Origin of the sequence: Caballeronia sordidicola, from assembly GCF_000729995.1 — a bacterium.
Classification (GTDB): Bacteria; Pseudomonadota; Gammaproteobacteria; order Burkholderiales; family Burkholderiaceae; genus Caballeronia; species Caballeronia sordidicola_A.
Genome location: NZ_JNFG01000214.1, coordinates 186,222 through 205,228, shown reverse-complemented (window position 1 = coordinate 205,228; position 19,007 = coordinate 186,222). Strand labels below are relative to the sequence as shown.

At 59.5% G+C, this 19,007-nt stretch carries 15 protein-coding genes and 1 pseudogene; 7 read left to right on the top strand and 9 right to left on the bottom strand.

The window, feature by feature from the left end; translation table 11 throughout:
• The first annotated feature begins 346 nt into the window (after nt 1–346).
• Nucleotides 347–2,233 carry a site-specific integrase gene (locus FH08_RS0145500; RefSeq protein ID WP_326929018.1) on the top strand — a complete coding sequence of 629 codons (1,887 nt, stop codon included), beginning with the start codon at nt 347–349 and terminating at the stop codon, nt 2,231–2,233.
• Between the two features lie 146 nt (nt 2,234–2,379).
• Nucleotides 2,380–2,655 carry an HU family DNA-binding protein gene (locus FH08_RS0145495; protein ID WP_031364740.1) on the top strand — a complete coding sequence of 92 codons (276 nt, stop codon included), beginning with the start codon at nt 2,380–2,382 and terminating at the stop codon, nt 2,653–2,655.
• A gap of 1,314 nt (nt 2,656–3,969) precedes the next feature.
• On the opposite strand, the gene FH08_RS0145480 is transcribed toward FH08_RS0145495, so the two are convergent.
• The 4 genes from FH08_RS0145480 to FH08_RS0145465 form a co-directional block, all read right to left on the bottom strand.
• Nucleotides 3,970–5,214 (bottom strand): citrate/2-methylcitrate synthase, encoded by a 1,245-nt coding sequence (locus FH08_RS0145480; protein ID WP_031364737.1) that lies wholly within the window; start codon nt 5,212–5,214, stop codon nt 3,970–3,972.
• Between the two features lie 109 nt (nt 5,215–5,323).
• On the bottom strand, nt 5,324–5,713 hold the full coding sequence (locus FH08_RS0145475; protein WP_031364736.1) for a VOC family protein: 390 nt from the start codon (nt 5,711–5,713) through the stop codon (nt 5,324–5,326).
• Between the two features lie 27 nt (nt 5,714–5,740).
• Nucleotides 5,741–7,057 (bottom strand): MFS transporter, encoded by a 1,317-nt coding sequence (locus FH08_RS0145470; protein WP_031364735.1) that lies wholly within the window; start codon nt 7,055–7,057, stop codon nt 5,741–5,743.
• A 57-nt stretch (nt 7,058–7,114) separates the two neighbouring features.
• The gene (locus FH08_RS0145465; protein ID WP_031364734.1) at nt 7,115–7,873 is read right to left on the bottom strand and encodes an SDR family oxidoreductase; all 759 of its coding nucleotides are present in this window, start codon (nt 7,871–7,873) and stop codon (nt 7,115–7,117) included.
• 309 nt (nt 7,874–8,182) lie between these two features.
• Between FH08_RS0145465 and FH08_RS0145460 the strand changes: the two genes are divergently transcribed.
• Nucleotides 8,183–9,145: a 2-hydroxyacid dehydrogenase gene (locus FH08_RS0145460; protein WP_031364733.1), complete on the top strand. Its 963-nt coding sequence runs from the start codon at nt 8,183–8,185 to the stop codon at nt 9,143–9,145.
• 422 nt (nt 9,146–9,567) lie between these two features.
• On the opposite strand, the gene FH08_RS0145455 is transcribed toward FH08_RS0145460, so the two are convergent.
• From FH08_RS0145455 to FH08_RS0145435, 5 genes are all read right to left on the bottom strand, one after another.
• Nucleotides 9,568–9,798: a hypothetical protein gene (locus tag FH08_RS0145455; RefSeq protein WP_031364732.1), complete on the bottom strand. Its 231-nt coding sequence runs from the start codon at nt 9,796–9,798 to the stop codon at nt 9,568–9,570.
• A gap of 75 nt (nt 9,799–9,873) precedes the next feature.
• Complete coding sequence (locus FH08_RS0145450) at nt 9,874–10,773, bottom strand: hypothetical protein (protein WP_031364731.1); 900 nt, start codon at nt 10,771–10,773, stop codon at nt 9,874–9,876.
• 185 nt (nt 10,774–10,958) lie between these two features.
• On the bottom strand, nt 10,959–11,621 hold the full coding sequence (locus tag FH08_RS49120; RefSeq protein ID WP_051889020.1) for a hypothetical protein: 663 nt from the start codon (nt 11,619–11,621) through the stop codon (nt 10,959–10,961).
• Nucleotides 11,622–12,494, bottom strand: a complete 873-nt coding sequence (locus tag FH08_RS0145440) for a hypothetical protein (RefSeq protein ID WP_031364730.1) — start codon at nt 12,492–12,494, stop codon at nt 11,622–11,624.
• Nucleotides 12,495–13,242: 748 nt separating this feature from the next.
• On the bottom strand, nt 13,243–14,070 hold the full coding sequence (locus FH08_RS0145435) for an H-NS family nucleoid-associated regulatory protein (RefSeq protein ID WP_031364729.1): 828 nt from the start codon (nt 14,068–14,070) through the stop codon (nt 13,243–13,245).
• Between the two features lie 493 nt (nt 14,071–14,563).
• Here FH08_RS0145435 and FH08_RS0145430 point away from each other — a divergent pair, with 493 nt between their 5' ends.
• The 4 genes and pseudogenes from FH08_RS0145430 (at nt 14,564) to FH08_RS0145415 (ending at nt 18,962) form a co-directional block, all read left to right on the top strand.
• On the top strand, nt 14,564–15,037 hold the full coding sequence (locus FH08_RS0145430; protein WP_031364728.1) for an HU family DNA-binding protein: 474 nt from the start codon (nt 14,564–14,566) through the stop codon (nt 15,035–15,037).
• A gap of 440 nt (nt 15,038–15,477) precedes the next feature.
• A pseudogene (locus FH08_RS53895) lies at nt 15,478–15,577 on the top strand (GntR family transcriptional regulator); the annotation flags it as partial.
• A gap of 352 nt (nt 15,578–15,929) precedes the next feature.
• Nucleotides 15,930–16,562, top strand: a complete 633-nt coding sequence (locus tag FH08_RS0145425) for a hypothetical protein (RefSeq protein ID WP_031364727.1) — start codon at nt 15,930–15,932, stop codon at nt 16,560–16,562.
• A gap of 795 nt (nt 16,563–17,357) precedes the next feature.
• Nucleotides 17,358–18,962: an ATP-binding protein gene (locus FH08_RS0145415; RefSeq protein WP_160172567.1), complete on the top strand. Its 1,605-nt coding sequence runs from the start codon at nt 17,358–17,360 to the stop codon at nt 18,960–18,962.
• Nucleotides 18,963–19,007: the final 45 nt, after the last annotated feature.

Here is a 19,007-nt window from a genome sequence, read left to right as displayed (position 1 = left end):
CGCCTGCCTAAGGTGCAAGAGAGTACCCGTCCCTGGACAGCCTCGGCCTGCTAAGCGTATCTGCTCTCGCAGCGCGCTACGCATTAAATTCGCGATACACAATGCCACCCTGTACTTGAACGTGTCTCGCAACAAAATATCTGGACTGCTAATTGTTATTATCAGACAAGCGTTTAATGCCTAAAATAGCGGTATTTTGATTTACAGCGCTGACTTGCTCGTAATCATCTGCTTTAAGGCCGTTTTCTGACCAAAGGAGGGTGCCATCGCCAATCGTGAGCAGCAGCTCGAACTGCCGACTCCGCGCACCTACACGCGCACCGACTTCACCGCGTTGCGCGCCTTCGTGCAACGCATCGACGCAGGCGTCATCGCCCGCCGTTACTACGATCCGGACACGACCCGGCACGCGGCGACGCCGGAGACGCTCGCGCGCTATCTGCGCACCATGCTCGATGACCTGGTGCAGCTCGCGCTGCGCAACGGCTCCGCCGCGCTCGCGTCGCACCTGAAAGCGTCGATCAAACAGCACGGCAGTGCGAAGCTGACTGCGGTGACCTTGCGTATGGTCGAGCAGGCGTCGACCCTGGCGGTCGCTGCCCCGTCGCTCGATCACCAGGTGGGTCTGTGGTTCCGGCCGCTGGTGACCAAACGACTGGTCGGGGAGGGGATCGATACCCTCGGTGACCTGGTCGAATTCTGCAATTCGCACGGCGGCAGTTGGTGGCGCTCGATGCCACGCATCGGTGCGCATCGCGCGCGGGTGCTCGTTGCCTGGCTGCGCCGACACGAGAGCGATCTTGGCAAGCGCATCGATGCGGATGTCGATACCCAACCGCTGGTGCCGGCCGTGGGTCTAGGTAATGTGGTGGTGATCGGCGGGTCGATTGATGCACCGCAGTTGGCCCCGTTCGAGCGGCTCGCGATTCCAACTGCGCTCTCTGGTGAACATGGCACCCACCGCGGGCGGGACTTTGCATTCATTCGGGCGGAACACGATCTGGCGGCGGTGCACGCCTATTTGAATCGCTATCGCGACCGGCCACCGACCTTGCGCGTCTACACGCGCGAGCTCGAGCGACTGGTGCTGTGGCTCGTGATCGTGCGGGGCGTGGCCCTCTCGTCGATGACGGTAGAAGACTGCGAGGCGTACAAGGATTTCCTGAAGGCGCCGCTCGCGAGTTTTGTGGGACCGAAGCGGCCGCGCGCGAGTGGCCGGTGGCGGCCGTTCACCCCCGAAGGACTATCGCCCGACAGCCAGGCGTACGCGGTGCGCGCAATTCGTGCGGCGTTCGCGTGGCTGACGACCGTTCGGTATCTCGCCGGCAACCCGTGGAGCGCGGTGACGGATCCGGCGACGATCACGCGCGAGGTCGAGGTGCAGGTCGAGCGGGCGCTGTCCGCCGATCTGTGGACAACGCTGCGGGCGGAACTCGACGCTCGGTGTGACGGAGCAGAGCTCGGCGGATTGACACCGACCGAGGAAGAAGCGCGCCAGTGGCGCACCGCGCGGGCGGCGATTTTATTGATGGGCGACTCGGGGGTGCGGCGCGACGAAGCGACCCACGCCCGTCGCGAAAATCTGAGCGTGGCCGTCGTGACGTCGGGCGGGCCTGCCAAACCTTCCGCCAAGGGGTTGACCAGGTTGTCCCCGAAAGCCGCGGCCAGTGAGGCAGCGAGTGAGGCGGCACCCGCACAAACAGGCACAACAGTTTGGGCCTTGACCATCGTCGGCAAACGCCGCAAGCAGCGCACGGTTCCGGTGAGCGCAGCGGCAGTTGCCGCGTTGCGCGCGCACTGGGCTGATCGGGAAAAAGACTTCGATGCGCCGGCGCTCGCGGCTCCCCTGATCGCGCCGGTCGTGATCAACGGCACCGAGGCGTCGCTCGCCAAGCATGATGGCGGCACGGACGGCAACAGCGAGGCGCCCGATCAGCCCTACGCGGCGGACGCGCTCGCGCGCCTCGTGCGCGAAGCGGTGCGACGCATCGCCGGTGATCTGCTGCGCGAGGGCGCGCTGTCCTACGATGCGCACGCAAAATTACTCGCGACCTCGGCTCACGCGTTTCGACACACTTTTGGCACTCGGGCCGTTGCCCGGGACATGCCCATCGACGTGGTTCAGCGCATCCTCGGTCACGCCTCGTTGCAGACCACGTCGATCTACGTCCACGCGGAACGCCAGCGCATGCTCGATGCCGCGGCACAATATTATTCAGAAGACAGCGGCTAGCCGCTGTCAGTCGACTCCAATGGAGAGGCAAGGCGCTGTCGCTGTGATACCAGCGCCAGCCCGCGCCAACCGGGCATGCTCGGTGCGGTATCCTCCGGGCTGGCACGCATACAGGCTGTCAGTTAGCTTAAATGGAGAGCACAAACATGAATAAGCAGGACCTTATCGATGCAGTGGCAAGCGAAGTGGGCATCGCGAAATCCGCCGCAGCAGAAACGATCGACGCATTTTTGGCGACCGTGACGAACGCGGTGGTCAAGGGCGACCCAGTTCAACTCATCGGGTTTGGATCTTTCAGCACGGGAGCGCGCGCGGCCCGAGCGGGTCGCAACCCGAAGACCGGCGAAGCACTCCAGATCGCCGCGTCAAAGACCGTCAAGTTTACGGCCGGCAAAGCGTTCAAGGACGCAGTGAACCAGTAGGGCGTTGAACGCGGTGTCCGCCTGCGCGGGTCGCAGGCGGTCGCAACGAGCTCGGCTTGATACCGGCGGGCTCACGCTAGAACAATTGATCGTCGAGCAATTTGAGGGTTTTTCCATTTCACCGCGCTGCGTCGCTTAACACCATCGGCGTGCAGCGAGCGGATCATGGCGCGCTCGCCGCGCGCGCCCGACACCTCGGCGATTCGATTGTCATACCGGACCAGCGCACCGTGCTTGGGACGCGCCTTTGGCTATGGCTTGGTCGATTTCAAATCCGACCAAGTGACGTCAAACTTTTACTGGAAACGCAGCAAAAGGGAAGGCCCATCGATGGGTCTTCGAAGGGGATATAAGGGGGTACCGAAACGGTGCAGGGGCGTACTGATTTGGTAACGGGTGGGCACGGCGCCTGCTCATACCTTATTCCGTCCTTACCAAGAGCGAAACTATGAAAAAGATCGCCATGGCCATCGTAGTCGCTGTCACGGCATTCTCCGCCGCAGTCCCTGCATTCGCCTATTACCATCACGATCGCTATTACCATCATTGCCATCGAGTCTGGCATCACCATCACTGGGAGCGGATCTGCCGATGAACCCCCGAATTTTCGGGCGGTTGCCTTGTCATGGCAGCGGCCAAACAGAAAAGCCCGCTGGAGCGGGGGGCTTTTCGTTTTGTTCCTGCCATGCGCGTATCGAAGCAACGTTCAGAAAAATTTGGGTCAGCCTGCTGTCGACATCTGAGCTCGCTGTCGCTGTTGGTGCACGAGGTCGGTGTCGAACCGGCACCCGCGGATGATGAGCCCACCGCGCTTCTGACCAAGTTTGGGCTATAGGCCCTATCGCGAGTCGCATTTTAGCGCAACAGGGCGCGCGACCACCCGACGCGGAAGGGCAGTGAGCGGCCGAGGCCGTGTCAAAACTCAAAATCACCAGGTTTTAGAAGGGGGTCGCTTTACCCCTCCTGAGCTGCCGCCAAGCCGGTATAGAGCGTTCTGACAAGCCGAATTTTGCACTGAGCGAAAGCGGCGTGCGTTTTGACACGGCCTGGGCCATGAAGCGCCGCTCCGGCGCACTTTGATTCAACTCTTGGAATGTCGGCTCCCGTCCTGACTCCAGACCTTCCGTCCTCAGTCTGGCCATGGTCTGGTGTCGCATGCCCCATCGCCATAAGCATTCTGGCAACTTTTCCGATGCTACCGACGCCGCTTCGCTCAAAACGTGTACGTCCGCCGGAACAAATCGGTCCTTTCGGCGAGAGCCGATTGGCGTCGAGGTTTTTTTGTTTCGACAAAGATCCGGTTTGACGCGCTTCTCAGCGTCCAACCGCCTTGAATACCCGATTCTTGTCGAGCATGGCTGGATCGAGCACAGCCTCACCGCCTTCCGCAGGCAACGCGGGGACGGCGTCTTCCAGCGCGAGCCCGGTATAGCGGCTTCGTGGCCGTATGACCTTGCCCACCCGGAGTTGCTCAATACAATGCGCGAGCAGACCCACGCTCCGCGCTGTTGCGAACACCGCGAACGACGCATCGCGCGGCAACGCCAGCTGAGCCACCAGGGCAGCAAGCGCAACGTCGATATTCGGCATGAGCCCAGTCAGCTCAACCACCTTGTTGATGAACGACATGAGCTCTTGAGGCGGATTCAGCACTTCGAGCAACGCGGCCGCCCTCGGATCGCCGTCTGGATAAAGATGATGTCCAAACCCAGGGATCGGAATGGCCGACTGCAAGTGATGAGCAACCACGTGCTCCGCACCGAGTCTTCCGACGTCGTCGAACACGGCCCGCACGCGGCCTGACGCATCGCCATGCAGCGGGCCGGAGAAAGTCGCGAGTCCCGTGAGCAGGCATCCCGGCAGCGACGCGCCGGTTGAGGCGGTAATCCTGGCGGCGAACGCCGAACTCGTAATCTCATGGTCGGCCACGAGGACTAAGGCACGGCGGATGAGTTCGGCGCCATCGAGGTCCTGGCCCCAACCGAGCGCGAATCGTTCATGCATGCTTTGTGCATTCGCGTCACAGCGCGCGCCGAATGCTTGCGCGATGAGCGCCACGAGCCGACCGGCTTCGACATGCAGCGCGCTGTCCGTGCGACCGAGGGTAGAGAGCCCGCTAGCCGCGAGCGCCGCCAGCGATGTGAACGCGCATTGCCTGCCTCGTTCGTCACCCTGTAGCGGCATGTCACCGGTTTCGAAGGAAACGGGCTCGCGCGCATTCCAGAGAATGGCCGCCACGTCCTCGAGCGTCGCCGTGTCCGAAAGCCGGATGCTATCCCGTCCCCTGTAATACGGCCGACCCTTTGAGAAGGTGGTGATACCACTGTAAATGCAGGGCTCGGCACCGAATATAGTCCCAGCGGCGAGCGCCTCGCGCTTGCGTCCCACCTGTTTTTTGCGGCACAAACCGGCGATGTCCTCCGCACGATACAGGCTCTTGCGCGGATCATGTGGATCCGGCATGACCGCGATAGTGCCTCGACTGACGTACGCATAGACAGTTTGCGCTTGCACTCCAAGTTGTCGAGCCGCTTCAGTCAGAGTGATCCAGTTTCGCATGGGATGGCCAAGCAAGGTGATGCAGCGGAACGGGGCAACAGCGGAGTGACGACGCGGATCGCGTCTTCCATTCGAGCACGACCGATCTAGCGTCAATATTGACGTTTTTTCAGGTAAAAGTCATCTCGGCGGGTCGCCGCTCCAGGACCTCGACGAGAATGTCACCCGGCGACCGCACGAAGCAGGCCCTGACGCCGGGGCGAACCTGTTTGATCGGCTCGACGATTTCCGCCTCGCAGCGCAACAGATGCTCGAACGCGGCGTCGATATCGTTCACGACCACGCCGAAATGATCGATTCCCTGCTGCCGCTCGCCATGAGGGCGGCCACTTTGGGCGCTCGCCAGCGACGTGATGAAAAGATTGATGCTGCCGATGCGCAAATCCACCCGCCCCGGGCGACGCACGATCTCGGCGTTCAGGCAGCGCGCAAACCAGGCGGCGGTGACTTCGGCGTCCGCCGAGCACAGTTGCAGATGGTCCCACTTGAATTCAATCATTCGTTTTTCGCCGTCTAGTCAAAAGCGTCACAGTTCGATGCGGGAAAGCTTCCCCAGAAGCACAGAGTACGAGAGCGTGCCGAGCAGGCATATCGCGCCCATCAGGTTTAGTGCCCAATAGAAGTGGCCGGTGTGGTGGGTGATGTAGCCGATCATGAGCGGGGTGGTGACGGCCGCGATGTTGGCCGCGAGGCTGGTGATGCTGCTGGTCAGTCCCACGTACTGTCGAGGCGCGATTTCGGAGACGGCCGCCCACGACATCGACCCGACGCCCTGCGCGAAGAACGCGATAGTCAGGATGGCGATCACCCCCTCGTTCGACTCGACGAAATTGACGAGTACGATAGACGCGCCGAGCAGCGTGCCGATAATGAGCGGCGCCTTGCGCGCAGTGGAAATCGACACTCCGCGCCGGATGAAAAAGTCCGAGAGGAAGCCAGCAAGAAGAATGCCGACCGTCGCGCCGATAAATGGAAGTGCCTGGAAAATCCCCACCTTGATCATCGACATGTGACGCGCCTCGATCAGATAGGTCATGAACCACGTGGTGAAGAAGACCAGCAAGGTGTTGTTGCAAAACTTGCCGATGCAGATGGCGAGAATCTGCCGGTAGCCGAGTAGCTTGAGCGCCATGCGCCAATCGAACTTCTCGCGAGGCTTGCGCGCCACCGTAGCGCCTTCATTGATGTATTGCAGCTCGGCGGCATTCACACCCGCGTGCCGGTGCGGATCGCGGTAGACCCCGTACCATAGAAGACTGAACAGAATACCGACGCCTCCCGTTACGAAAAAGACCGAACGCCAACCGTACGCGGCGGAGATCCACAGCAACAAGCCAGTGAACAAGGGCGTCCCGATGTATTGCCCCATGACATACACGCTGGTCGCGAAACCACGCTCCCGGGCGGGAAACCACAACGTCACGGCGCGCGCGTTCGAGGGGAACGCCGGCGCCTCCATTGCGCCGATTGCGAGCCGCGATCCAAGCAACATGTGATAGCCGGTCGCGAACCCCTGCGTCAACGTGGCGAATGACCAGCCGAGGAGCGACAGCCCATAGGCGAGGCGCGAGCCGAGAACATCGGTCAGCACGCCGCCGGGCACGAGAGCAATGGAATAGGCCAAGCCGAATCCGGCAAACAGTTCGCCCATCTCCATCCGGTTGAGCGCGAGGCCCTTCGAGAGGCCCGGCGCAACGATGCCCAGCGCCGACCGGTCCACGTAATTGAGGATGGTCGCCGCGAGCAACATCGAGAGCACGACGTACCGCACCCTGGAGCGTTTCGTGGTATCCGCGTAAGCCGGGTTTCGGCCCGGCAATGTGTGTTCCTCTACGGCTTTCATCGGTGTCTCCAGAACATTTTCGCCAGTTGTTTTTTTTATAGTTGGCGCAAGGGTGATTTATCCGCGGCCGACGAACGGCATGGTGGTCGCCATGATGGTCATGTTGAGAATATTGGCTTCGAGCGGAAGACTGGCCATGTGCGCGACCGCATTCGCCACGTGCGTCACATCCATTCTTGCTTCAGGCGCCATGCTTCCATCCGCTTGCAGTACACCGCGGTTCATACGTTCCGTGAGCGATGTCGCCGCGTTGCCGATATCGATCTGGCTGCAGGCGATATTGAATGCGCGTCCGTCCAGCGCGATCGATTTGGTGATGCCGGTGACCGCATGTTTCGTTGCCGTATAGGCGATGGTATGCGGCCTCGGCGCGTGGGCTGAGATCGATCCATTGTTGATGATTCGTCCGCCTTGAGGGGACTGTGCTTTCATCAGGCGATAAGCGGCCCGAGCGCACAGAAAGACGCCGGTCAGATTGGTGGCCACGACATCGTTCCAGAAATCGACCTCGTAGTCTTCCAGGGGGACGGCCCCCGCGTTGCGGCCCGCGTTGTTGAAGAGCACGTCGAGCCGGCCGAATGTCTTTGCGATCTGCGAAAACGCGTGCTCGACCGATGCAGCGTCGGCAACGTTGGCCTGGAATACATGCGCTTCTCCGCCGGCAACGCCGACTGCCTCCTTCGTTTCCAGCAACGGCTCGACTCTGCGCCCGATCAGCGCAACGGCGAATCCAGCGTTGGCGAGCGCCACGGCGGCGCTACGGCCGATGCCGGAGCCGGCCCCCGTAACGGCTGCGAACTTCTTCGATGCAGGCATTTGACTTCCTCTTAACAATTCAATTGAACACGTGAAAGAGAGTTGCATTCGCGAGACGCGGTGAGCAATCTTGATTCATTGAATCAACATCTGAGGCCCTCGCCATTGGGATCGCATCAGGGTTTTCCTGATGCGCGTGTTGCCGCGAGCGAGATGGAAGAGGGGCAAGACGGAAGCGAATCGCAACGCGCAGGCGCCGTGAACAATAAGGGGGCAATCATCACCGAGGAGTTGATTCATCCAATCAACATTGACGGTCCGGTCTGCGGTTTCGTAGTCTCTCGACGTCTGCCTACCAAAGGAAAAACCATGTCGGAAGATAAACGCACCAGCCTGTTGATTGCGCGAAAGGTTCCCACGGCCGTGGCGAATCGCGCCGTGGCCGAATTTCATGCCTTCGTGACCGAGTCCGATATGGACTCGTGGTCTGTCGTCGACTTCTGCAAGAAGCACGACGTGCCGGCCGTACTCATCGGGAAAAAATCCGGCCTGCAGGCGGAACACATTGCCGCGCTGCCCTCGACGGTCAAGATCATTGCGAACGCGAGCGCGGGCTTCGATCACATGGATGTTGCGGCGGCCCGTGAAAGGGGAATCATCGTCACGAACGCGCCCGATGCGTTGACCGAGTGCACGGCCGATTTCTCCATGCTGCTCTTGCTGGCTGCGTCCCGTCGTGCTTCGGAATACGAACGGATCATGCGCAACGGATGGGGCAAATCGTTCGGCATGACCGAGATGTTGGGTATGCGAGTGAATGGCAAGACGCTCGGCATCGTCGGATTCGGGCGTATTGGGCGCGCAGTCGCTAAGCGCGCGCAGGGATTCGGCATGCGCGTGATCTACACGGACATGCACCGTGCGGCCCCGTTGCTGGAAAATGGCGCGACCTTCTTTGCCACTCTCGACGAAATGCTGCCGCACTGCCAGGTGCTCACGCTGCACGTGCCAGGTGGAAGCGTCCCGCTCATGAAGAAAAGAGAGTTTGGACTCCTCCCCGCCGGCGCGATTTTTATCAACGCGGCGCGTGGCGGCCTGGTGGACGAAGATGCGCTTTATGACGCCCTGACTTCGGGTCATCTGTTCGGCGCGGGTCTGGACGTGTACCGGAACGAGCCCAATGTCGACAAGCGCTTCGGTGAACTCGACAATGTGTTCCTGACGCCCCATATGGCTAGCGCAACGATCGAGACCCGCGACCAGATGGGCTTTGCGGCGCTCGACAATGTTGCCGCCGTGCTGGAAGGGCGGCCCGCCTCCAGTCCGGTCTAAGGCTCGACCTCATCGGGACAGTACCGTTGCGACGCCGGTCGACAATCCGAGCGGTGGCGAAGACCTGACCGCCCGTCTCCCGATAAAAATCCACCAACGGCCGCCTCGGCAAGCAGCCGTTGGTTTCGCACCGTGCCGAAGGGCCGGAGTGGGTCGGCAAGAAGCGTTCGATTGTCGATTTCTGATCGCTGAAAAAAGCTGAAAGGACCGCCGATTTACCTTAACTGCGGAGGCGGTCCTCTCCCTCCCATGGGCTCGAACGGTTGAGCCTAAATCTGTTTTTTCTGCCTGCTGGAGAAGCGAGGGAGACACAGGGACCGAAGCTGCGCGATGCGACGGACATTTCAAGCCGGGCGCGCGAGTGACGCTTACTGCCCATCTCTTGACGGGTAACGATTTAGGGCGACTGCACTGAATTCTCTTTAATTCCGCTGTATATCAGCGACCAACTCCTTCAAAGCTTCGATGCCAGCGGTCGTGAATGCGGTCACTGCAACCAGTTCATCACCTTCGGCGTTCATGTGGTCAATCACGCCTAGGCAACCATCCTCCGGCTCCAGATTCATAAGCGCCAATTCTTCCAGCCACGCCTGCGGTTCGCCCAACATCTTCGCGACATATGAGATCGTATAAACGTAGGTTGTTGCGCCCATCTGACTTGCTCCTAAGTCGATTCTGCGAACATCACGGCGTTCGTTTCGCATACATGGCGGTTGCGGGGTGAACAATTAGCCATCCAGACTTACATGATTGGTCCGCCGTTTTACGGTACAGCGCGACAGAATTTTCTGCCAACCGTTTCGCGCTCTAACAGCCTCGGCGAGAATATCAAGATATTCGCTGTGATCGACCCTGTCGTCGCTTGGAAGTCCATGCTCCGCGTGCTGTTTAAGCAGGGCTTCTCTATCGCTACGACTACGTGCTATCGAACTTATTCGGCTCCAGGCTTCGCATGCCCATGCAAAGGTCTCACGCATGCGAAAGTCGATATCGAGAAGATAGTCGCTGCGAGGCCGGTGGCCTAAACCGGCGGTGGACCTTCTGCAATTATGAAAAACATGCGCTGCCTCGTGAACGACGAAGTCAGCGAAAGGGTCGCTCTCCCGGAAGTACGCCATCGAAACGTAGCAGGTCGTCTCCTGGCTCAAACCGACGATGTTGCACGCCTGCAAAGAGAGCGTTGGTAGCTCCAGGCTCTCCAAGTATATGTTCGCCACATCCCACGCTGTAGATAGCCAGCGCTCAGTCTGGAGGGCCTTTAGTGTGGTTGTAGGCGTGAGGAACACAATGCTATTTGCCAGCAGGTGTAGGACGGCTGCGCGCTCGTTTGCATCGAATAGTCCATACACCATCGGCCGCAATCTGTAGCTGCTCCATGCATACAGGTCATTTGGAACACAGGGCGAAAACTGAACGCCGGCTGAACGGCCCATAGTTTCCGACAAGAGAGCCCTCCGCAGCCGTTGGGTAGCCTGTGTGGCGGCGTCAACAAAATCCGAGCCAGGCCACCCGCCGAAAAAGGCGTCATATTCGCCTGTAAGCAGGTAGCGCTCGACCTCGCCGTCTATCCACCGTGACGTACCAACCTGCAACGATTCAGGTAGTTTTGCTCTGGAAGTGCATTTCATGCTTACCTAACCCCTCGGTAGAGACGTAGCATTTGCGCTTTATCGTATCATCCGGCTCGGAGCTGGTTTGATCACAGGATCGAACCGGCTGCTTGTGGCCACGAATAAGCCTCATCGATCATTCCGGACTGCAAGAGGATCGCCTCAGAGGCTTTCGCGACCGCGCCAAGTGGCACATTGGATTCCTATGAAGCCGGTGCATAGCGGAGTGCTTCGGCTGGCAGGCCTTGCGCCATCAACGCATCGACTCTGCAGCGACGATAGTGCCACCAGTTGAAGCGCGCGCTGTCCACCAGTCGGATCAATTCGTCGTAGCGTTGAGCGCCGTAGAGCGCGCTCAGGCAAGCAGTCGTGCCGGTAAAGAACTCGCCGTAGCCATCAGGGCCTAACACGCGTGTGGTGGTCCCCAAAAGCCGCTCTGCCCAAGCCGAGGCGATTGACGGTGTCACGCATAACTGGCTCCAAAGGTCGCCTAAGTGTCCGATGTACGGCATCCGATCTTCTTGCAGCGCATCGAATAACCGCTCAAGCCATGCTTCGCGCAGAGATCCTGTCACGTCTGGCGCGGCGATGATCGGGACGAGTACGTCGATGGCGCGATTCACCGCGCTTCCCAGTGCGCCGGAGGAGCTATTGACTTGCTCCAGCGCGGGCGAGAGCTTTTCGAGAAGCAGAACAGCGCCGTCGGCCGCAAGAAGAGGGTCCGTGCGCGCCGCGCGCTTGATTTCTGTTCCCGCTTCCTTCAGACGTTGAATCGGCAGCGCTGAGCGCCAACTGAAAGCCTGACGTCGAAAGTGGGAGGCGAATGCCCACTTGCGGGGGCTACTTCCGATCGTGGGAGTTTTCAATCAGCGAGTGCTCATGTAGGACAAGTAGAGCGAGGCGTGCAAGCCCTGAAGCCTCTTGCGGTAATCCAAAACGTCGTAGTGGCGGCCTTGTCGCTCAAGGTTGAGCAATTCAAGCAGCAGTCGCATCGCGCGTTCCGGACTCGCCTGCGTTGAGGGCTGCGTCGCGATCAGAAGGCGCGCAAGAGCGGGTTTCTCGATCAAAACCCAGGCGGGGAACCAAGCGATATCCGTGATATCACCGGCGCCTTCAAAGCTCGCGTAGAACTTCTTGAGCAACGAATCCAACGGCTTGTCACAAATTCGTTCGACAAGCCCGGTACAGCGATCCGGCGCGAGCCATGCGAGTTCCGCCAGGAGGGGCCAGGTTTGCTCCAGCGCGTCGAGCCGGTAGGAGGCTTCGGCCATCCATGCTAGCGGAGCAGGAATGCGACGCCATGATTCGATAGTAAGGATCGCGTCGCGCGCATCCGACCAACCGCCTGCCTTGAGCCATAGCGCTGCTGCATGGGTGTCGATCGAATCGGCTCGGAAGGGCAGCGAACTCGCGCGCTTCGCCAGTTCCCGCCATAGGGGCAGAAGCCATCTGCTGCCCGCATGCTCGCCCCACATGCGCAGGGCGGCCGGCGTAGTTTTTTCAACGAGAGCACACCGTGCTTCAGCCGCGACTTGATGATTGGAGAGCGCGACGGTTGACCGCAGATCGAGCGCGTCGGCCAGTACGGTCAGTTGGGGAACGCTGTCGTCATCGGGGTACTCGTCACTCAGCCGCCGAAGGGTCTGCTGTGTCTCGTGCGCGTCGTAGCGTTGCAGCGCGCTCAGGACATCGTTGCGCAGCATCACATCGCGGCTGTCAGCAAAAATATCGAGTTGCATGCTTGAAATCGGGAGCCGGCGGCTGTTCAAGTGAAAACCAATTATGCCATCGACGCCTACCGTCCGGGATTGATTGGACGGAGCGACGCCGGCCGTCAAGGATCGGCGTAATCGAGCAGGGGATGATCGGCCTAATAAGGCCACCGAACGAGGTCTCGACACGGAATTGCGGAGGCTGGTTTTGATCGAATCCAGAGGTGTCACGCAGGGTGCGATGATGGACCAGACAATACGTGAATGCCGCAAACTGGAACAATGTCGCGTGAAATCCAGACTCAGCGCAAGATTGTCAGAGGTGTAAAGATGAACTGGCGGAATCGAGTATGACTTCGTGGCTGCTCCTCAAACATATTGCGCTTTGAAGATCGGCGGGGAACCTTCAGGGTTCTCACGAGATTGGGGACTTCGACGGAATAGGGGAAAGCGCAGATCAATGGGACGTTTGCAGTGGTCGGGCGCAATGCCGACAGCACTTCCGTGTGTTGCTGCTAGCTTAGACGGTGAAGCGTCAGAAACGTCGAAAGTCGGGACCACGCGGACTCGAACGGATAGGTTCAGGCGCATCGCGGTGTAGTTGGGCTGAGCGGCCATCGTTGGTGGGGCGAGCAAGTCCCCACTGCCGAAGAAAATTTAGACACTGCTTCGATGAAAGGATTGGCGCCGGATCTTTTTTTCACGCCAATAAGACGTCGTGTTCTTCGTTCGCCCGGCGTGGCAAGCAGTCGCTGGTCAAACCGGGCGATCACATTCAGGTCGTTGAGCCGACACTAGTTTCGACAACTGCCGACGGGCCGCTCACGGCCTTGCTCTTTGGCGGCGTCTTTTTCGTCGACGCCTTTTTTGCGGGTGCCTTCTGCGTCGCATTCACCACAATTCTCTTACTCACAGTCTTCGCCGTCATAGCCTTCTTCGCAGCTGGCTTCGAAGCTACCGCTTTCTTCGCAGCTACCTTCCTGGCCGGAGTGTTTTTGCGAGCAAGCTTCGCGCTACCCGATTCCGCTGAACTGCTGTTGGCACCGTCAACGAGAAACCTCGTTCGGTCCTTCGCTGCTGCAAGCCACGAGGGCGCCGGACCACGTCCGCTCCATGTGGCTCCTGTCTTCGGGTCGAGGTATTTTGCCGGCTGCGGTCCTTTACGCTGTCCCTTGGAAGCTGGTGCGCCTGCAGCTACTGAGGCTTTCTTGGTCTTGCGCACAGGGCTCACGCTCGCCGCGCGAACGGCGTCCGTACCACTCACAATCAGGAACTTGGTGCGGTCTTTTGCATCCGCAATCCACGCCGGCGCGCGACCGTGGCCGGTCCAGGTGGCGCCTGTCTTAGGATGTTGATACTTCGGGGGGGTGCCGCCTTTTAGACTACGGGCAACCTTCGCCTTGATGTTTGGCGTGCTCCCATTCGCCGCTTTGGCTTCGCGCTTCGCCTTTGCTTTAACTTCGATGTCGACGGTGGTCAACCCGTGCGTCAGCATAATTTTTCGAATTTGGTCGACCGCTGCTTGTGCCTTTCTTGCAATCAACGTATCCGCTTGCGCCTGCAATTTCTTCATCTTTCCTTGGATCTGTTCGAGGGTGGGCATTGAGAGCTCCTTAATGGATATGGCCGCACTATGCCATGAGCGTTGGCTGTGTGAAAGCACTGATAGGGTTTTCGCGTTACGCAGGTGCAACCAACGATGACGGTTGGACCGGTGACGGTCCTTTGCGATTTGAGGCTTTTGCCGTCGTTTGTGCACGCCCGATAACGCCGCCTCCATGCGAGAAGAGGCGCTGTTTTTCGCAAAGCAGCAACCGTCCGAGAGTAGGGCCGTCTTTCGATTCGATCGTGTTTGAGCATGCCCGGAGCCCGATTGGAGAAGGGTTTTACTGAAAGCGCCTCCATGAAGCGAGGTACAGGTCACCGTTTTCGTGACTTTCATGCAAAAAACCCCTTGAATAAAGGTCTAGGACGTTGCGTCTTCATGTCGGGGTTGTTACGCTGGCGCCCAACCCGAGAATTTGTACCTTTGCGTTAGTCGGTGACGGCGCAAAGGCAAAGGCCTTGGGCAACCTTTGACTAGAAGAGAGGCATTCATGGCAACAACCGCTACGAAGAAAACTGCTGCTCCCGCTACCAAGAAAGCGGCAGCGCCCGCTACGAAAAAAGCACCGGCTGTCAGCAAGAAAGCTGCGCCAGTAGCGAAAAAGGCAACTGCACCTGCAGTAAAGAAGCCAGATGCGGCGGCTCCCTTGAAACCGATCAAGGATACGTTCACGAAAGCGTCGCTGACCATTCACCTGGCCGAGCGCTCGGGCGTGGAGCCGAAGGCAGCCAAGGCATTGTTGGCGGCCCTCGAAGAAACGGTGCTCGCATCGATTCACAAGAAGGGCGCGCAGGAGTTCACTCTGCCGGGATTGCTGAAGGTGGTCGCGCAAGATGTGCCGGCCAAGAAGAAGCGCTTCGGCAAGGATCCGTTCACGGGTGAAGACAAATGGTTTGCGGCGAAGCCGGCTTCGGTGCGGCTCAAGGTGCGTCCGTTGAAGAAGCTGAAGGACGCCGCGCTTTAAGCAAAAGTTCTCTGAAGTGATAACGCCCCTCGCGACGAAAATCCGAGGGGCTTTTTTCATTCACCGTCGTTGTCGAAGACATCGGCTCGGCGATGGGATTGCCGAAAAAATGGTTGATGGCAGCGAGCGAACTGGGATCAACGCCCTCGGGTCACGACCACGCGCTCACTTGCAAACCACATGACATCGGCTCGTCTCAATTGCAACGGCAGCAACTGCTCGCGTTGCTACACCCAGGCGCCGGCGACTGACGCAATGGCCATCCACGAATTTGGCGGAAACCACTCGCGCACGAGAGCGTCATCTTTAAGGATGCGAAGACGTCCGGTCTGTGCTCAGTACTCGGCGCACATCTCTGTGTCTGCTAACTGCGCGGTAACTCGAAGGCTACGGATTCGCAGCATGGGTCTTTCCAATGTGATGAGCCGGTGACCGTGATGGTGCGCCTGTACGTCGTGGAACATTGCCTGATTTTATGAGGCGATTGTAGCGGGCGACGCCGACGCAGCAGCTTTCTACGCCCAGCGGCACATTCGGTGAGTTCAACGCGAATTCGCGCCAAAATAGCTCAACCCGGTCCGAAGTTTTCGGTATCAGTCTGCCGATGATTGCTTCGGCAGAAGTGGCTGTGCCGCGTCATCGCATCCCGCACAGTTCTCGAAGAGCAAATTAACCTACGATTCGCAGTTGAAATGTACGCCGGTTCGGCGATCTCGCATGCAGCACGATGGCTACCACCGTAGGAACTGAGCAACTCCGGTGATTGTCGCAACTCGCCGATTGTGTTTCTGTGCGCGTCTAAACGCCAGTTTAGCCGGTCCTGCCGCAACGACGCGAGGCCGAAATCGGAGGGCGTATCATTGGCGGCGAATTCGTTTAAGAGCGACCTGCCATGGCTGAAGTTAGTTGGTTCAACCAGATAGACCGCGAGTGGGCGGCACTGACTCGGCACGACCCGGGGCTCGACATCGAGAAGTTTTATCGACACGTGTTATCAGCCTATAAGGCTGGATTTGCGCCTTTAGAATCCATTGCCTCCACTGCAAACGCATTACTCGTGTCGGCGCTCCCTGGCGCGGCGTATCTCGGGCGCAAGATGCTGGACCAGGTGGGCGTCGACAAACACCCAGCCCTACGGGTCGCGTACGCGATATCGTTGCTCAGCGGGACTGGTGGAGAGGCCGACTACGCGTTGGGTCACCGCGTGCTGAGGGATGTGCTGAAGGACGAGCACGCCCCGGACAAGCTCAAAGGCCTATCTGCCGTCGCTCTTGGCGACAGCGTGCGGTTGGGGCGTGGAGAAGAGGTGGACCTCGAGCTTGCCAAAGCTCAGTACGAGATAGCGTTCGAACTTGGCATGCGAGATGCGGCCCATACCCTCGGGCTTTACTGGGAAAACTGTTGGAGCGGCGCGGCGCCTGGGGACGTTCTACCGGACCGGCCCCGCGCACTGCAGTGGTATAAACGTGGCGGCCCAGCTAGCCCGAGGTGCATGGCGCGGCTCGACGCCCTAACCACCAAGTAGTGCGGCAGGCCCGGCAATCGGGCCTGCCTTGCAGCTGTGCAGTTTTTGCATGGCAAATGATGAACGGCCTGTACTTTCATGACTTCAGCAAGTCTGATATTAAGCATCCGATGCGATATGCCTCTTATTCGCGACGCGCCAGCGCACAGTCCACGGGCCGGATGGCGATATCCAAGGTCGCGAAAATGAACGTGTTCAACCCTCCTTGGCGCGGCGCTTCTATGCGAACATCAACGGGGGCCTACACCCGAGCACGACCTTCAATGGGTTTCGTAATTCCGCTGCCTGACGCAGGCGAATCCATCTTTCCCTTTTTCATTTGCTTTGGCGAGCTGCCTGCCGTGGTCCCGATGGCGCTCGAACCAGACGCGCCGGGAGTTGAGCCCGTGATGCCGCTTACATTCGGCGTCCCCATCCCGTTCCCACCCGGTCCAGCACCGTTGCCTTCCGCGGTACCACCAGCACCGCCGCCCGCACCCTGCGCGTAAACTGCGCCGGAAAAAATCGAAACGAATGCCGAAATCAACAATCTCTTTGTCGAGGCTCGCATGGCAGTCTCGTTTCTTCGGGAATCAGAGAGTCGCGCGTCGGGTCCATCTGCGCTCTGAATCAATCGCAATCACCGCGCCGCAACGGTGGAAAACGCGTCGGCTAGCCTGCTGGCGCGGCACAACGGCTATTGCTTTCGGACAGACACTTTTCAACTACGGAATGATTTTTGCTAGTTCTCGGTGACTCCCTCTCGAACGGTTTGCTGCCATGGCCGTCGCCTTTCCATTTAACGAGTCTCATCGATTGCGCACGCTTAAAACGTTCGGGATTCTCGACACCCCAGCGGAGGAGCATTTCGACTCCATTACCCGGGTCGCTGCAAGTCTGTTGAAGGCACCGATTGCATTGCTCAACTTCATCGACGAAACCCGAGAGTGGTGTAAGTCCGCGTGGGGCATGGAGCCCCAGTCGACCAAGCGGGAAGAGTCGCTTTGCGCGCAGGCCCTCCTGACTAACGATTTTCTCGTTATTCCAGATGCGACCGCCGATGAAGAATTCAGGACGCATCCTCAGGTGGTCGGTGAGCGCAACGTCGTTTTCTATGTGGGCGCCGTATTGAAGGCGTCGGACGGCATGGCCCTCGGAACGCTATGCGTAATTGCTCATGAGCCCCGGAATCTCAGTGAGTCCGAGAGAGCGACACTGAAAACTCTGGCGGAACACGCCGAGCTGCATCTCGAAAAACGGCAGGCATCGGCAGAATTGCTGGAAATGCGACGTCGCCTCGACGAGGCTGAGCAGCACCAGGAAGAATTTCTCGCAATGCTTGCGCACGAGCTTCGCGCGCCGATGGCACCCATTCAAACGGGCATCGCAATTCTCGACCGACTTGAAGCCACGGACGCAGACCGCGCCTGGGCGCGAGAGATTGCCCGCCGCTATGTCGGACAGATGGGCCATATCGTCGACGACCTGCTATCGACCTCGCTGGCCGTCACTGGCGTCATGCAACTCAATCCGGAACCCGTCGCCGTGACGGATTTGATTGAGAACGCCCTGGAGCTTACCAACGCGGCAATCGTCCAGTGGGGTCACACGGTTTCGACCTCCGTCGGCGCTTCACTCTATGCGTCCGCCGACTCGACTCAATGCTCAATTGTCATAGCGAACATGATCGAGAACGCTGCCATCTACACGCCGGCCAACGGGCGAATACACCTATCGGCTGAAAGCGACGACTTGAACGTTTTCATACGAGTGGCTGACAACGGCATTGGAATCGCACACGAGGACATTGACGCCATATTTCAGCTTTTTAAGCAGGGGAAGCGGCCACTCGCCCGGTCCGTGGGAGGAATGGGGCTGGGTTTGACACTCGCCCGAAAACTGGCCGAGTTGCACGGCGGGGCGCTCGTTGCTCGCAGTGAGGGCATCGGGCGCGGAAGCGAGTTCACGCTAACCCTTCCCCTTGGGACCCCTCAAGACATACCCGCCATCGGGCGCGTCGAGGTTGCGGCGTCGACCCTGCCCATGTCCATTTTGATTGCCGAAGACAATCACGATACGGCGGACGCGCTTGCGCTCTACTTGCAGCTCTCGGGCAATACTGCGCGCGTGGCTTATAGCGCGACCGAAGCGCTCACCATCGCCAAGGCGTGGCGACCTGAGGTTGTGCTCAGCGACATAGGGCTTCCGGACATGGACGGCTACGCGCTCATAAGGGCAATGCGTGGCCTTGACTGTCTGGCGAACACTACATTCGTTGCCATTACTGGCTATGCATCCGACTCGGACAAGATAGCTGCGATGGAAGCAGGCTTTGACGCTCACATGACGAAACCGGTGGATGCCACAAGTCTAGAAGCGCTTTTGCGACGTGCTCGGGCCTCGAACAAGCCAGCTCACTAGCGCGGCGCCGCGGCAGCGCTTGCCTGCCGACCGTGTTTCAGCAAC